The following is a 13,575-nucleotide window of genomic DNA, read 5'->3' as shown; positions in this document are numbered from 1 at the left end:
CCGCAGCCGTACTCTGTACGGTGAGGACCGCAGGTGCGAGATCGGGGCGCGCAGTAGGTTTATTCACACCTTGTCAGGCCAGCGCCGCGCGCGGCCCCGCCTGCAGGCAGCCCATGCCTTCGAGCGCGACCTCGACCGCCTCGTCGAGCGGCGTGTGCGGCTCGCGGCCGAGCAGCGCCACCAGCTTCGCGTTGTCCATGGCCACAGGCGTGCGCCACAGGTAGCGCATTTCGCGCAGTTCGCGGAAGGTGGCGACGAAGGGCGAGGCCAGCAGCAGCGGCCACCACGGGAAGGCCGACACGCGCACCTGCGTGCCGGTGCGGCGCGCCACCACGCGGCGGATGGCATCGGCCATGCGCGTGCCGTCGGCATCCCAATGGCCGGCCATGTGGAAGCTGGCGAAGGGCTCGAGCCGGTCGCGCCGCGCCAGCAGCTCGACCATGGTGCGGGCCACGTCGGGCAGGTACGACCACAGGTGGCCGACGCCGGCGTCGCCGGGATAGCTCACGCCCGTGACCGGCTGCCCCGCCTTCACCAGCCCCTGCGAGAACCAGTTGTTGCCGGCCTTCGGACCGAAGAAATCGCCGGCGCGCACGATCAGCACGCGCGCGCCCTCGCGGCTGGCCAGCTCGAGGCGGCGCTCCATCTCGACCCGGATCGCGCCCTTGCGCGTGGCCGGATGCTGGGGCGCATCCTCGGCCAGCAGCGGGAAGGCATCGGCGCCGTAGTTGTAGACGTTGCCGGGCAGCACGATGGTCGCGCCCTCGGCCTTGGCGGCGGCGATCGTGTGATCGAGCATCGGCAGCACCAGCTCCGACCAGCGGCGGTAGCCGGGCGGGTTGACCGCATGCACGATGACCGCGCAGCCGCGCGCGGCCTCGCGCACGTCGCGCGCCTCCATCGCGTCGCCGCCCACCCAGTCGATGCCGTCGCGCCGCTCGGGCACCGCGCCGCGCTTCATCGCGCGCACGCGCCACCCCGCGTCGCGCAGCTGGCGGGCCATCTCGCCGCCGACGCCGCCCGTCGCGCCCAGAACCAGAACCGTGTCGTTGCTTGCCATGAAACATCTCCAGAACAGTGATCGATGGATGAATTCTGGGCAGGGTCGGGCTCCAATGGAATTGCCGAACATGAGCCATCGGCCATACATTTATGTATGACCTGGACCATCAGCTGGGAGCTCTACCGCTCCTTCCTCGGCGTGCTGCGCGAGGGCTCCCTCTCGGGCGCGGCGCGCGCGCTCGGCATCACGCAACCCACCGTCGGGCGCCACGTCGCGGCGCTCGAGGAGGCGCTCGAGGTGGTGCTCTTCACGCGCTCGCAGGTCGGGCTGCTGCCCACCGAGGTGGCGCTGGCGCTGCGCACGCATGCCGAGGCCATGGAGAGCACGGCCGCCTCGCTGCAGCGCGCGGCCAGCGGACAGGGCGAAGGCGTGCGCGGCGTGGTGCGGGTGTCGACCAGCGAGGTGGTCGCGGTGGAGGTGCTGCCGCCGATCGTGGCGAAGCTGCGCGAGGCCCATCCGGCGCTCAAGGTCGAGCTGGTGTCGACCAACCGCGTGCAGGACCTGCTGCGGCGCGAGGCCGACATCGCGGTGCGCATGGTGCGCCCGCGCCAGGAACAATTGGTGGCGCGCCGCATCGGCGACATCGAACTGGGCTTCCATGCCCATCCTGGCTACCTGGCGCGCCACGGCACGCCGCGCACGGCCGAGGAGCTGATGCGCCACACGCTGATCGGCTACGACCAGCCCACGGCCTTCGTGCGCGACGCGATCAAGTCCTTCAAGGGCTTCACGCGCGACGCCTTCTCGCTGCGCACCGACAGCGACCTCGCGCAGATGGCGCTGATCCGCGCCGGCGCCGGCATCGGCGTGTGCCAGGTCGCGCTGGCGCGGCGCGGCCCGGCGCTGGTGCGGCTGCTGCCGCGCGCGCTGTCGCTGAAGCTCGAGACCTGGGTCACGATGCACGAGGACCTGCGCGCGAGCCCGCGCTGCCGCGTCACCTTCGACGCGCTGGCCGAGGGGCTGCAGGCCTACATCGCCGGCCAGGGGACAATGGCACGCGCAAGAACCTCCGCCTCCGAATGACCGACACGACCCCGACCACCGAATCCGACGACATCCTCCCGCTGCAACAGGACCGCCTCTGGCGCGACGAGCGCTGGACCGCCCGCATCATCAAGAACGAGGAAGACGACGGCTGGGCCGTCGAGATGACGCGCCATGGCGACCCCGAGCCCGCGCTGGTCGGCCCCTGGACCATGGGCCGCGACAAGAAGAACCCCAAGCCGCTCGACGGCCCCGCCTTCTCCACGCTGGTGAAGACCGCGGCCGAGGTGATCCGCCGCCACGAGCAGCAGCTGCACGCCACGCTCAACCGCAGCGTGACGGTGAGCGCCGGCGACCGGCGCATCCGCGTCACGCTGGCCATCGTGCCCGACGAGGACAACCCCTCGGCCACGCTGAGCGCCTTCGACGAGGCCGACGACAGCGAGCTCGCGCGCGTGAACGTGCCGGCCTCGTTCAAGCTCAGTGCCACCAGCGCCTCGGCCTGGATCGACGCGGACTTCGCCAGGCCGCGCTGACCCCGCGCAAAGCGGCCCCAGGCGCGCCTGTGCGCGCAAATAGCACAGTCCCCGCCGGCCCGCCAATCCGCACAACAACGTATTTGCAGACCGGCGCGGGTTGAGAAGAATCCGCCGCAACGAGCAATCGTTACCAGTCATGCGACGCCCGCTGCCAATGCTGCCAGCGAGGTGTCGGGCAACAAGGCCCGAATCGGTTTGAACACCGGTTCGGGCCTTTTTGTTTTTTCGGTCGCAACAGGGCTTTCGTCGAAACGGATGCATGCATCCGCTGGCGGAGCTTTGCCCGAAGCAAAGGCACTGGCGACGAAGCGCCCGTTTGCAGGGCCGCGTGGCGGGAGGAGACACCCCGAGCGCGGTTCCGAAGGTCGGATCTTCCTGACGACTCGCACAACCACAAAGGAATTTGACATGACGAACGCTTTCAACCGCCGCCAGATCGTGAAGACCGGCGGCTCGATGATCGTGCTGGGCGCCGCGGGCGGCATGGCGCCGCTGGCCTTCGCGCAGGACGGCGGCACGGTGAAGCTCGGGCTGCTGCATTCGCTCTCGGGCACGATCGCGATCGCCGAGGCCTCGCTGGTCGACGCCGAGAAGCTCGCGATCGAGGAGATCAACGCCGCCGGCGGCGTGCTCGGCAAGAAGATCGAGGCCGTGGTGGAAGACGGCGCGAGCGAGAACCCGGTGTTCGCCGAGAAGGCGCGCAAGCTGCTCGAGCGCGACAAGGTGGCGGCCATCATCGGCTGCTACACCTCGGCCTCGCGCAAGGCGCTGCTGCCGGTGCTCGCCCAGGCCAAGGGCCTGCTGTTCTACCCCACCTACTACGAGGGCCAGGAGCAGGACAAGCGCGTGTTCTATCCCTCGCAGGAGGCCACGCAGTCGGTGATCGCGGCGGTCGAATGGATGGCGCGCGAGAAGGGCAAGAACTTCTTCCTCGTGGGCTCGGACTACATCTATCCGCGCACCTGCAACAAGATCGCCAAGCCCGCGATCGCCAAGGCCGGCGGCAAGGTGCTCGGCGAGGAATACGCGCCGCTGGGCCACACCGAGTTCTCTTCGATCATCAACAAGATCAAGGCCGCCAAGCCCGACTGCATCTACAGCACGGTGGTCGGCGGCTCGAACGTGGCCTTCTACAAGCAGCTGCGCGCGGCCGGCCTCGACGGCACCAAGCAGGTGCTGCTGTCGACCGTGGTGTCGGAGAACGAGATCGAGGGCATCGGCAAGGACAACGCCGCCGGCTACTACGCCTGCATGGGCTACTTCCAGAGCATCAAGTCGCCGGCCAACGAGAAGTTCGTGAAGGCCTTCAAGGCCAAATACGGGCAGGACCGCGTGATCGGCGACCCGATGGAGGTAGCCTACAACAGCGTCTACCTCTGGAAGCTGGCGGTGGAGAAGGCCAAGTCCTTCGAGGTCGACAAGGTCACGGCCGCCGCCGCGGGCGTGGAGATCGAGGCGCCCGAGGGCACGGTGCGCGTGCACGCCACCAACCACCACGTGTGGAAGAAGGTGCGCGTGGGCCGCGCGCGGCCCGACGGGCAGTTCGACATCGTCTGGGAATCGCCGCAGCTGGTCGAGCCCAACCCGTTCCCGAAGGTCTGAGCGCGATGAACTTCGACATCGCGGTGATGCAGGTGTTCAACGGCGTGAGCCTGTTCACCATCCTGCTGTTGATGGCGATCGGGCTGGCCATCGTGTTCGGCCTGATGGGCGTCATCAACATGGCGCACGGCGAGCTGATGGCGCTCGGTGCCTACATGACCTACCTGGCGTCGCGCTTCTTCGAGCACTACGCGCCGGGCTTCATGGACCTCTACCTGTTCGCCGCGATCCCGTTCGCGTTCGCCGTGACCTTCGCGTTCGGCTATGTGCTGGAGCGCGGCTTCATCCGCTTCTTCTACGACCGGCCGCTCGACACCCTGCTCGCGACCTGGGGCCTGAGCCTCATGCTGCAGCAGGCCTACCGCTCGCTGTTCGGCGCGCAGGAAGTCAGCGTGCCGCTGGCCTCCTGGCTCGCCGGCGCGTGGGAACCGACGCCGGGCATCCAGCTGCCGCTCACGCGCCTGTTCATCGTGGGGCTCACGGCCATCGTCGCCATCGGCGTCTACCTGCTGCTCTACCGCACCTCCTGGGGGCTGAAGGTGCGCGCGGTGACGCAGAACCGCGCGATCGCGGGCGCGGTCGGCATCGACACGCAGCGCGTCGATGCGCTGACCTTCGCGCTGGGCTCGGGCCTGGCGGGCATCGCGGGCGCGGTGTTCACGATGATCGGCTCGACCAACCCCGGCACCGGCCAGCTCTACATCGTCGACTCCTTCATCGTGGTGGTGTTCGGCGGCGTGCAGAGCCTGATCGGCACCGCGCTCTCGGGCTTCGCCATCGCGCAGTCGCAGACCTGGCTCGAGTACCTGATGAGCGGCTCGATGGCCAAGGCCACGATCCTGCTGCTGGTGATCGCGGTGCTCTACGTGCGGCCCAACGGGCTGTTCGCGACCCGCTCGAGGAGCTGAGCGCATGGGCATGAAGCTTTCTCCCCAACGCCGCGGCGACCTCGTCGGGCTGGCGGCCGTGCTGCTGCTGCTGGCCGTGGTGCTGCCGGCCACGCTCGATCCGTTCCGCCTCAACCTCGTGAGCAAGTACCTGGCCTTCGCCTTCGTCGCGATCGGCGTGGTGCTGACCTGGGGCTACGGCGGCGTGCTGAGCCTGGGCCAGGGCCTGTTCTTCGGCCTCGGCGGCTACATGATGGCGATGTTCCTCAAGCTCGAGGCCTCGGCGCCCGAGCTGCCGGACTTCATGGTCTGGAGCAGCGTCGAGCAGCTGCCCTCGTGGTGGATCCCCTTCCACTCGCTGGGCTGGACCCTGGTCGGCATCCTCGCGATCCCCGCTCTGCTCGCCTACGTGTTCTCGTACGCGATCTTCAAGCGGCGCGTGAGCGGCGTGTACTTCGCGATCGTCACGCTGTCGCTGGCGCTCACGCTCACCGTGGTGGTGATCGGCCAGCAGGGCGACACCGGCGGCGCCAACGGCATCACCGACTTCCGCACCCTGCTGGGGTGGGACATCGCGGGCGACGCGGCCAAGCGGACCATGTACTTCATCGAGGTGGCCGCCGTGGCGCTCGCGATGGCGGGTGCGCTGCTGATCGTGCGCAGCCGCTTCGGCAAGATCCTGATCGCCATCCGCGACCGCGAGGACCGCGTGCGCTTCAGCGGCTACAACACAGCGCACATGAAGGCCTTCGTGTTCGCCGTGGCGGCCCTGCTGTCGGCCATCGGCGGCGCCTTCTACAGCCTGCAGGTGGGGCTGATCGCGCCCGGCGTGATCGGCGTGGTGGCCTCGGTCGAGATGGTGATCTACGCGGCCGTGGGCGGGCGGCTCTCGATTCCCGGCGCGGTGATCGGCGCGCTGCTGATCGGCTTCCTCAAGTCCTACCTGTCGGAGACCTTCCCCGAGGGCTGGCTCTACTTCCTCGGTGCGGTCTTCATCCTCGTGGTGTGGGCGATGCCGAACGGCCTGGCGGGCCTGGGCGAGAAGCTGCTGCGCCGCCGCGGCGCGGAGGCCGCGCCATGAACGCGACGCTGGCGATGCCCAACGGCGGCCTGCCGCAGGCGGCCTCGGCCGTGCCGCCCTCGAACGAGCAGATCCTGCGCGTCGAGGACCTCACGGTCTCCTTCGACGGCTTCAAGGCGGTGGACGGCCTGAGCCTCTCGGTCGAGCGCAACGAGCTGCGCGTGATCATCGGCCCGAACGGCGCGGGCAAGACCACGCTGCTCGACATGGTCTGCGGCAAGACCCGGCCCAGCGCGGGCCGGGTGCTGTTCAACGGCCAGGACCTGGGCCGCATGAACGAGCACGAGATCGTGCGCGCCGGCGTGGGCCGCAAGTTCCAGACGCCCTCGGTCTACGAGGACCTCACGGTGCTCGAGAACTTCGAGATCTCGCTGCCGCGCATGCACGGCCTGTGGCAGTCGCTGAGCTTCCGCCGCACCCGCGCGCTGCGCGAGCGCATCGAGGCGATGGCCGCCGAGGTGTTCCTGCTCGAGCGCCTCGACCGCCGCGCGGGCCAGCTGAGCCACGGCCAGAAGCAGTGGCTCGAGATCGGGATGCTGCTGATGCAGGAGCCTGAGCTGCTGCTGCTCGACGAGCCCGTGGCCGGCATGAGCCCGCGCGAGCGCGAGCAGACCGGCGACCTGCTGCGCCGCATCTCGGTGGGCAAGTCGGTGGTGGTGATCGAGCACGACATGGATTTCGTCAAGCGCATCGCGCACCGCGTGACCGTGCTGCACCAGGGTCGGCTGCTCAGCGAGGGCACGGCCGCCGAGGTGCAGGCCGACCCGCGCGTGATCGACGTCTACCTCGGCCATTGAAGGAGCCCACCGCATGCTCGAAGTCTCCGCACTCGATGTCGCCTACGGCGAGTCGCACGTGATCCACGATGTCTCGCTGCGCGTCGCGCCCGACGAGGCGGTCGCCGTCATGGGCCGCAACGGCATGGGCAAGACCACGCTGCTGAAGTCGCTGATCGGCCTCTTGCCCGCGCGCGGCGGCAGCATCCGCCTCAACGGCACCGAGCTCACCCGGCTGCCGAGCCACCAGCGCGTGGCGCAGGGCCTGGCCTTCGTGCCGCAGGGGCGCATGGTGTTTCCGCACCTCACGGTGGAGCAGAACATCCTCTCGGGCGCCGCGCGCTCGGGCCACCGCACGGTGCCCGACTACCTCTACCGCTTCTTCCCGGTGCTGCAGGACATGCGGCTGCGCAAGGCCGGCAACCTCTCGGGCGGCCAGCAGCAGATGCTGGCGATCGCGCGCGCGCTGATTTCCGAGCCCAAGGTGCTGATCCTCGACGAGCCCACCGAGGGCATCCAGCCTTCGATCATCAAGGAGATCGCGCAGACGCTGAACGTGCTGCGCGCCGAGCGCGGCTTCGCGATCGTGGTGTCGGAGCAGGTGCTGAGCTTCGCGCTCGCGCTGGCCGACCGCTTCCTCGTGATCGACCGCGGCCGCCTGGTGCACGACGAGGCGCGCGCCACGCTCGACCAGGACAAGGTCCGCTCTTTCCTCACTGTCTGAACCCCTTCCCTTCCCAACCACCCCTTCAGGAGCAGCGTCATGAGACATGGTGATATTTCGAGCAGCAACGATTGCGTCGGCGTCGCGGTCGTCAACTACAAGATGCCCCGCCTTCACACCAAGGCCGAGGTGCTCGACAACGCGCGCAAGATCGGCGAGATGCTGGTCGGCATGAAGAAAGGCCTGCCGGGCATGGACCTGGTGATCTTTCCCGAGTACTCCACGCACGGGATCATGTACGACGCCAAGGAGATGTACGACACGGCTGCCTCGGTGCCCGGCGAGGAGACCGCGATCTTCGCCGACGCCTGCCGGCGCGCCAACGTCTGGGGCGTGTTCTCGCTGACCGGCGAGCGCCACGAGGAGCATCCGAACAAGGCGCCCTACAACACGCTGATCCTCATGAACAACCAGGGCGAGATCGTCCAGAAGTACCGCAAGATCATGCCGTGGGTGCCGATCGAGGGCTGGTACCCGGGCGACTGCACCTACGTGAGCGAAGGCCCCAAGGGCATGAAGATGAGCCTGATCATCTGCGACGACGGCAACTACCCCGAGATCTGGCGCGACTGCGCGATGCGCGGCGCCGAGCTCATCATCCGCTGCCAGGGCTACATGTACCCGGCCAAGGAACAGCAGATCCTGGTGTCGAAGGCCATGGCCTTCATGAACAACACCTACGTGGCGGTGGCCAACGCGGCCGGCTTCGACGGCGTGTACTCGTACTTCGGCCACTCGGCGCTGATCGGCTTCGACGGCCGCACGCTCGGCGAATGCGGCGAGGAGGAGATGGGCATCAACTACGCCGAGCTCTCGATGGGCCTGATCCGCGACGCGCGGCGCAACGGCCAGTCGCAGAACCACCTGTTCAAGCTGGTGCACCGCGGCTACACCGGCACCATCAACTCGGGCGACGGCGACAAGGGCCTGGCGGCCTGCCCCTACAACTTCTACACCCAGTGGATCAACGACCCCGAGGGCACGCGCGAGAGGGTGGAGTCGTTCACGCGCAGCACCGTGGGCACGCCCGAGTGCCCGATCGAGGGGATTCCGAACGAGCCGGCCAAGCACCGCTGAAGCGCCGTCCCATGGATCACCAGATCTTCGAGCTCGGCGACGTCGTGCTGCAGCGGGGCGCCACCCTGCGCGGCGCGAAGCTCGCCTACAAGACCTACGGCACGCTGAATGCCGACAAGAGCAACGTCGTCGTCTACCCGACCTGGTACTCGGGCCAGCACCACGACAACGAGTGGCTGATCGGCGAGGGCATGGCGCTCGACCCGGCGAAGTACTTCATCATCGTGCCCAACATGCTGGGCAACGGCCTGTCGTCCTCGCCGAGCAACACGCCGCCGCCCTACGACCTGGCGCGCTTCCCCCGCGTGACGCTCTACGACAACGTGAGGCTGCAGCACCGGCTGGTGACCGAGCAGTTCGGCATCGAGCGCATCGCGCTGGTGGTGGGCTGGTCGATGGGCGCGCAGCAGACCAACCAGTGGGGCTGCCTCTACCCCGAGATGGTCGAGCGCATCGCGCCCTTCTGCGGCTCGGCCAGGACGGCACCGCACAACATCGTGTTCCTCGAGGGCGTGAAGGCGGCGCTCACCAGCGACGCGGCCTGGAACGGCGGCTGGTACACGACGCCGCCGACGCGCGGGCTGCGCGCGGTGGGGCGGGTCTATGCGGGCTGGGGCCTGTCGCAGCCCTTCTACCGGCAGGAGCTGTGGCGCGAACTGGGCTTCAGCTCGCTCGAGGACTTCCTGGTCGGCTACTGGGAGGGCTTCTTCCTGAAGAAGGATGCGAACAACCTGCTCGCGATGCTGTGGTCGTGGCAGCACGGCGACATCAGCGCCAACCCGGTGTTCGGCGGCGACTTCAAGAAGGCGCTGGGCGCGATCCGCGCCCGCGCGATCGTGATGCCGGCCGAGCGCGACCTGTACTTTCCGGCGGCCGACAACGAATGGGAGGTGGCGCAGATGCCGAACGCCGAGTACCGGCCGATCCCGGGCGTGTGGGGCCACTTCGCGGGCGGCGGCAGCAGCCCGGTGGACACCCGCTTCATCGACGACGCCCTGCGGGAACTGCTCGCCACGCCATGAACGCACCCGTGCACGATCCGCTCGCGGCCTGGCGCATCGAGTCCGAGCCCTTCTACCGGCCCGCGGGCAACGAGGTGGCGCTGTACCGGCAGGCCTGGCGCCACCGCATGCCGCTGATCCTCAAGGGGCCGACCGGCTGCGGCAAGACGCGCTTCGTCGAGCACATGGCGTGGTCGCTGGGCCGGCCGCTGGTGACGCTGGCCTGCAACGAGGACATGACGGCCTCCGACCTGGTCGGGCGCTACCTGCTCGACGCCGACGGCACGGCCTGGCACGACGGGCCGCTGACGCTGGCGGTGCGCCACGGCGGCATCTGCTACCTCGACGAGGTGGTGGAGGCGCGGCAGGACACGACGGTGGTGATCCATCCGCTGACCGACGCGCGCCGCATCCTGCCGCTCGACAAGAAGGGCGAGCTGGTGCGCGCGCACCCCGACTTCCAGCTCGTGGTGTCGTACAACCCCGGCTACCAGAGCAGCGCCAAGGACCTCAAGCCCTCGACGCGCCAGCGCTTCGCGGCGCTGGAGTTCGACTATCCCGACGCCGTGCTCGAGGCCGAGATCGTGGCGCACGAGGCCGGCATCGACACCGCGCTGGCCGCGAAGCTGGTGGCCGTCGCGCACTGCTCGCGCGAACTCAAGCACCGCGGGCTCGACGAGGGCGTGTCGACGCGCATGCTGATCTACGCGGGCGTGCTGATCCGCGACGGCGTGACGCCGCGCGAGAGCTGCGAGATGACGATGACGCGCGCGCTGACCGACGACCCCGACATGGCGAGCGCGCTGCAGGGCTTCGTCGAGGCCCAGTTCGGATGATGCGCGACACGGGCAGCTTCGCCGCGCTGGGGCTGCTCGCGCGCGGGCTGGCCGGCATGGCGCTCGAGGTGCAGCCGCTGGTGGCCGGCGCGAAGCCGGGCACGCGCGCGGTGCTCGCGGCCGGGCGACTGCTGGTTCCCGAGCACAGCCCGCCGGCGCTGCGCCGCGCGATGGTCGCGCATGCGGTGGCGCACCTGCGGCATTCGACGCCCGCGCGCCGCGCGAACACGCTGCGGCCGATGGGCATCGCGCTGGTGTCGGCGATCGAGGACGCGCGCGTCGAGCGGCTGCTGGTGCGCGACTTCCCCGGCCTGCATGGCTGGTTCGCCGAAGCGCTGCCGCCCGCGCCCGATCCGCTCGACCTGCGCTTCGAGGCGCTGCTGCTGCGCATGGACCGGCTGCTGCTGCGGCCCGAGCTGCACGACGGCAGCCACTGGGTCGAGAAGGCACGGCGGCTGTTCGAGGACACCGCGGCGCGCTCGGGTCTCGCGGACTACGAGGCCTTCCGCGCGATCGCCTCGATCCTGGCCAACGACCTGGGCCAGATGCGCGTGCGCTTCGAGCCCCAGGGCTACGCGGTGCCCGCGCCCTGGCGCGACGACAACAGCTGGCTCTGGGATTTCGGCGCCGATGCGACGCCGCCACCGCCCGACGAGGCGATCGCGCTGCAGCAGTCGGGCGCGCGCATGCCGCCGCCCTCCGACGCGGGCGATGCGGCGGCCGGAGCGCCACCCGAGTTCGGCGACATGGAGCTGGGCCGTTACACCTATCCCGAATGGGACCGCCGCCTCGAACGCCTGCGCCCCGACTGGTGCACGGTGATCGAGAAGCTGCCTGCGTGGCAGGGCCTGCTGCCAAGCCGGGCGCAAGCGGCCCTGCGCGCCGAGAGCCTGCCGCCGCTGGCACTGCCGCGCGCGCGCCACCTCGACCGCCGGCACCGGCTGCGGCGCCAATGGGAGGGCGACGACATCGACCTCAATGCGGCGATCGAGGTGCTGGTCGACCGGCGCCAGCGGCTGCGCCCCGACGCACGCTTGTTCATGCGCCCCGGCAAGGCGCCGCGGCCATCGAGCGTGCTGGTGCTGCTCGACCTGTCGGCCTCGGCCAACGATGCGGGCCCTCATGGCCTGTCGCTGCTCGAGATCGAGAAGCAGGCCGCGCTGATGCTCGCCGCCGCGCGGCTGCGCGGCGCGGACCGGCTCGCGGTGCATGGCTTCTCGTCGAACACGCGCGCCGAGGTCTACTACTACCGGCTGCTCGAGTTCGGCCAGCCGCTCTCGCCGCCTGCGCGCGCGACCATCGGCGCGGTGCGCGGGCGCTACTCGACGCGCATGGGCGCGGCGCTGCGGCATGCGGCGGCGCTGCTCGTCGGCGAGCCCGCGGGCCAGCGCGCGATCCTGCTGGTGACCGACGGGGCGCCGGCCGACATCGACGTGCACGATCCCAAGTACCTCGTCGAGGATGCGCGCGAAGCGGTGGCCGAAGCGCGCGGCGCGGGCGTGCGCACCGCCTGCATCGCGGTCGATGCCGCGGCCGATTCCTATGTGCGGCGCATCTTCGGCTGGCGCAACTATTGCATCGCCGACGATGCGCGCAGCCTGCCCGCGCGGCTCGCGCGCATGAGCGCGCGGCTGGCCGCGGCCCACTGACGAAAGCATCGAACTGCGATAGGGTGGAGCCCCGAACGAATCCCACACGAGACAGAAAAGACATGACGGCCCCTCACCCCTCACGGACGACCGCCCATGGCTGACAAGGATCCCATCCGCGTCGGCATCCTCTATTCGGAAACCGGCGTCACCTCGACCATCGGCCTGTCGCAGCTGCAGGGCGCGCTGCTCGGCATCGAGGAGATCAACGCGGCCGGCGGCATCGACGGCCGCGAGCTGGTCGCCGTGCGCCACGACCCGCAGTCGAACCCGGCGCGCTATGCGCAGCTGGCCGAGAAGCTGATCGTGCAGGACCGGGTCAACGTGATCTTCGGCTGCTACATGTCGAGCAGCCGCAAGGCGGTGATCCCGGTGATCGAGAAGTGGAACAAGCTGCTGTTCTACCCGACGCTCTACGAGGGCTTCGAGTATTCGGGCAACGTGATCTACACGGGCGCGGCGCCCAACCAGAACAGCGTGCAGCTGGCGGAGTTCATGACGACGAACTTCGGCGCGCGGGTCTACCTGATCGGCTCCGACTACATCTACCCCTACGAGTCGAACCGGATCATGGGCGAGCTGGTGATGCAGCGCCCCGGCAGCGAGAAGCTCGGCGAGCACTACGCGGCGCTCGACGCGACCGAGAAGGACTACCGGGCCATCATGGCCGACATCCGCGACAAGCAGCCCGACTTCATCTTCTCGACGGTGGTGGGCGACTCCACCGCGAGCCTGTACCGCGCCTATGCCGAGGCCGGCTTCGACCCGAAGCGCATGCCGATCGCGAGCCTCACGACCTCCGAGGCCGAGATCTCGCAGATGGGGCGCGGGGTGGCGACGGGGCACTTCACGGCGGCACCCTACTTCCAGTCGATCGACTCGCCGGCCAACCAGCGCTGCCTGGCGCAGCTGCGCGCGCGCTTCGGCGACGGCTGCGTACCCAACCTGTGCTGGGAAGCCGCCTACTTCCAGATGCACATCTATGCCAATGCCTTCGCGCAGGCGGGCAGCGACGGGATCGCGGAGATCCTGCCGCACATCCTGGGGGCCGAGTTCGATGCGCCGCAGGGGCGGGTGAAGATCGATCCCTCGAACCACCACACCTGTCTCTATCCGCGCATCGGGCGTGTGGATGCGCAGGGGCAGTTCACCATCGTTCGGCAGGCTACGCGTGCTGTGTATCCCGATCCCTATCTCGTGACGCATTCGCTCGGGGACTGGACGGCTCGGCTCGATACGCTGGAGGTCTAGGTGGAACGTGCTTTCTACCGTTGTGGGGGGGCTCACGCCGACGGGGTACTCCCCTCCGCGAATGTCCCCCGGCCTGCGGCCTCCTCCTTTATTTCGCTGCGGGGA

Annotated in this window: 13 protein-coding genes; 12 read left to right on the top strand and 1 reads right to left on the bottom strand. The window is 69.3% G+C overall.

Annotated elements, in window-relative coordinates:
- Positions 1-73: 73 nt before the first annotated feature.
- Positions 74-1,060, bottom strand: coding sequence for an NAD-dependent epimerase/dehydratase family protein (locus tag AC07PU_RS42415; RefSeq protein ID WP_495323664.1), 987 nt, complete (start codon positions 1,058-1,060; stop codon positions 74-76).
- Positions 1,061-1,156: 96 nt separating this feature from the next.
- Here AC07PU_RS42415 and AC07PU_RS42410 point away from each other — a divergent pair, with 96 nt between their 5' ends.
- The 12 genes from AC07PU_RS42410 (at position 1,157) to AC07PU_RS42355 (ending at position 13,470) form a co-directional block, all read left to right on the top strand.
- Positions 1,157-2,086 (top strand): LysR family transcriptional regulator, encoded by a 930-nt coding sequence (locus AC07PU_RS42410; protein WP_495323663.1) that lies wholly within the window; start codon positions 1,157-1,159, stop codon positions 2,084-2,086.
- Positions 2,083-2,583: a hypothetical protein gene (locus AC07PU_RS42405; RefSeq protein WP_093343804.1), complete on the top strand. Its 501-nt coding sequence runs from the start codon at positions 2,083-2,085 to the stop codon at positions 2,581-2,583. Before AC07PU_RS42410 ends, AC07PU_RS42405 begins: the two co-directional genes overlap by 4 nt.
- 411 nt (positions 2,584-2,994) lie before the next feature.
- A complete protein-coding gene (urtA, locus tag AC07PU_RS42400; protein WP_093343803.1) occupies positions 2,995-4,188 on the top strand; it encodes an urea ABC transporter substrate-binding protein in 1,194 nt (397 codons plus the stop codon).
- 5 nt (positions 4,189-4,193) lie between these two features.
- A complete protein-coding gene (urtB, locus tag AC07PU_RS42395) occupies positions 4,194-5,096 on the top strand; it encodes an urea ABC transporter permease subunit UrtB (protein WP_296788646.1) in 903 nt (300 codons plus the stop codon).
- A gap of 10 nt (positions 5,097-5,106) precedes the next feature.
- Positions 5,107-6,156, top strand: coding sequence for an urea ABC transporter permease subunit UrtC (gene urtC, locus AC07PU_RS42390; protein WP_495323662.1), 1,050 nt, complete (start codon positions 5,107-5,109; stop codon positions 6,154-6,156).
- A 14-nt stretch (positions 6,157-6,170) separates the two neighbouring features.
- Positions 6,171-6,953 (top strand): urea ABC transporter ATP-binding protein UrtD, encoded by a 783-nt coding sequence (gene urtD, locus AC07PU_RS42385; protein WP_057592403.1) that lies wholly within the window; start codon positions 6,171-6,173, stop codon positions 6,951-6,953.
- A gap of 13 nt (positions 6,954-6,966) precedes the next feature.
- Positions 6,967-7,656 (top strand): urea ABC transporter ATP-binding subunit UrtE, encoded by a 690-nt coding sequence (gene urtE, locus AC07PU_RS42380; RefSeq protein WP_057592373.1) that lies wholly within the window; start codon positions 6,967-6,969, stop codon positions 7,654-7,656.
- Between the two features lie 39 nt (positions 7,657-7,695).
- A complete protein-coding gene (locus tag AC07PU_RS42375) occupies positions 7,696-8,733 on the top strand; it encodes an aliphatic amidase (protein WP_495323661.1) in 1,038 nt (345 codons plus the stop codon).
- A gap of 11 nt (positions 8,734-8,744) precedes the next feature.
- Positions 8,745-9,755, top strand: coding sequence for an alpha/beta fold hydrolase (locus AC07PU_RS42370; protein WP_093343795.1), 1,011 nt, complete (start codon positions 8,745-8,747; stop codon positions 9,753-9,755).
- On the top strand, positions 9,752-10,570 hold the full coding sequence (locus tag AC07PU_RS42365; protein ID WP_057592371.1) for a CbbQ/NirQ/NorQ/GpvN family protein: 819 nt from the start codon (positions 9,752-9,754) through the stop codon (positions 10,568-10,570). Before AC07PU_RS42370 ends, AC07PU_RS42365 begins: the two co-directional genes overlap by 4 nt.
- Positions 10,567-12,219, top strand: coding sequence for a nitric oxide reductase activation protein NorD (locus AC07PU_RS42360; RefSeq protein WP_495323660.1), 1,653 nt, complete (start codon positions 10,567-10,569; stop codon positions 12,217-12,219). Before AC07PU_RS42365 ends, AC07PU_RS42360 begins: the two co-directional genes overlap by 4 nt.
- A 96-nt stretch (positions 12,220-12,315) precedes the next feature.
- Positions 12,316-13,470, top strand: coding sequence for an ABC transporter substrate-binding protein (locus AC07PU_RS42355; RefSeq protein ID WP_057592369.1), 1,155 nt, complete (start codon positions 12,316-12,318; stop codon positions 13,468-13,470).
- Positions 13,471-13,575: the final 105 nt, after the last annotated feature.

It is taken from the genome of Variovorax sp. GW821-FHT10D07 (assembly GCF_059415325.1).
The sequence above is the reverse complement of the archived record's forward strand: the minus strand, read 5'-3'. Positions and strand labels throughout refer to the sequence as shown.

What these genes read in the sequence shown, in the direction of transcription:
- AC07PU_RS42415 (WP_495323664.1), bottom strand. Translation starts at nt 1,060, where the DNA reads ATGGCAAGCAACGACACGGTTCTGGTTCTGGGCGCGACGGGCGGCGTC.
- AC07PU_RS42410 (WP_495323663.1), top strand. Translation starts at nt 1,157, where the DNA reads ATGACCTGGACCATCAGCTGGGAGCTCTACCGCTCCTTCCTCGGCGTG.
- AC07PU_RS42405 (WP_093343804.1), top strand. Translation starts at nt 2,083, where the DNA reads ATGACCGACACGACCCCGACCACCGAATCCGACGACATCCTCCCGCTG.
- urtA (WP_093343803.1), top strand. Translation starts at nt 2,995, where the DNA reads ATGACGAACGCTTTCAACCGCCGCCAGATCGTGAAGACCGGCGGCTCG.
- urtB (WP_296788646.1), top strand. Translation starts at nt 4,194, where the DNA reads ATGAACTTCGACATCGCGGTGATGCAGGTGTTCAACGGCGTGAGCCTG.
- urtC (WP_495323662.1), top strand. Translation starts at nt 5,107, where the DNA reads ATGAAGCTTTCTCCCCAACGCCGCGGCGACCTCGTCGGGCTGGCGGCC.
- urtD (WP_057592403.1), top strand. Translation starts at nt 6,171, where the DNA reads ATGCCCAACGGCGGCCTGCCGCAGGCGGCCTCGGCCGTGCCGCCCTCG.
- urtE (WP_057592373.1), top strand. Translation starts at nt 6,967, where the DNA reads ATGCTCGAAGTCTCCGCACTCGATGTCGCCTACGGCGAGTCGCACGTG.
- AC07PU_RS42375 (WP_495323661.1), top strand. Translation starts at nt 7,696, where the DNA reads ATGAGACATGGTGATATTTCGAGCAGCAACGATTGCGTCGGCGTCGCG.
- AC07PU_RS42370 (WP_093343795.1), top strand. Translation starts at nt 8,745, where the DNA reads ATGGATCACCAGATCTTCGAGCTCGGCGACGTCGTGCTGCAGCGGGGC.
- AC07PU_RS42365 (WP_057592371.1), top strand. Translation starts at nt 9,752, where the DNA reads ATGAACGCACCCGTGCACGATCCGCTCGCGGCCTGGCGCATCGAGTCC.
- AC07PU_RS42360 (WP_495323660.1), top strand. Translation starts at nt 10,567, where the DNA reads ATGATGCGCGACACGGGCAGCTTCGCCGCGCTGGGGCTGCTCGCGCGC.
- AC07PU_RS42355 (WP_057592369.1), top strand. Translation starts at nt 12,316, where the DNA reads ATGGCTGACAAGGATCCCATCCGCGTCGGCATCCTCTATTCGGAAACC.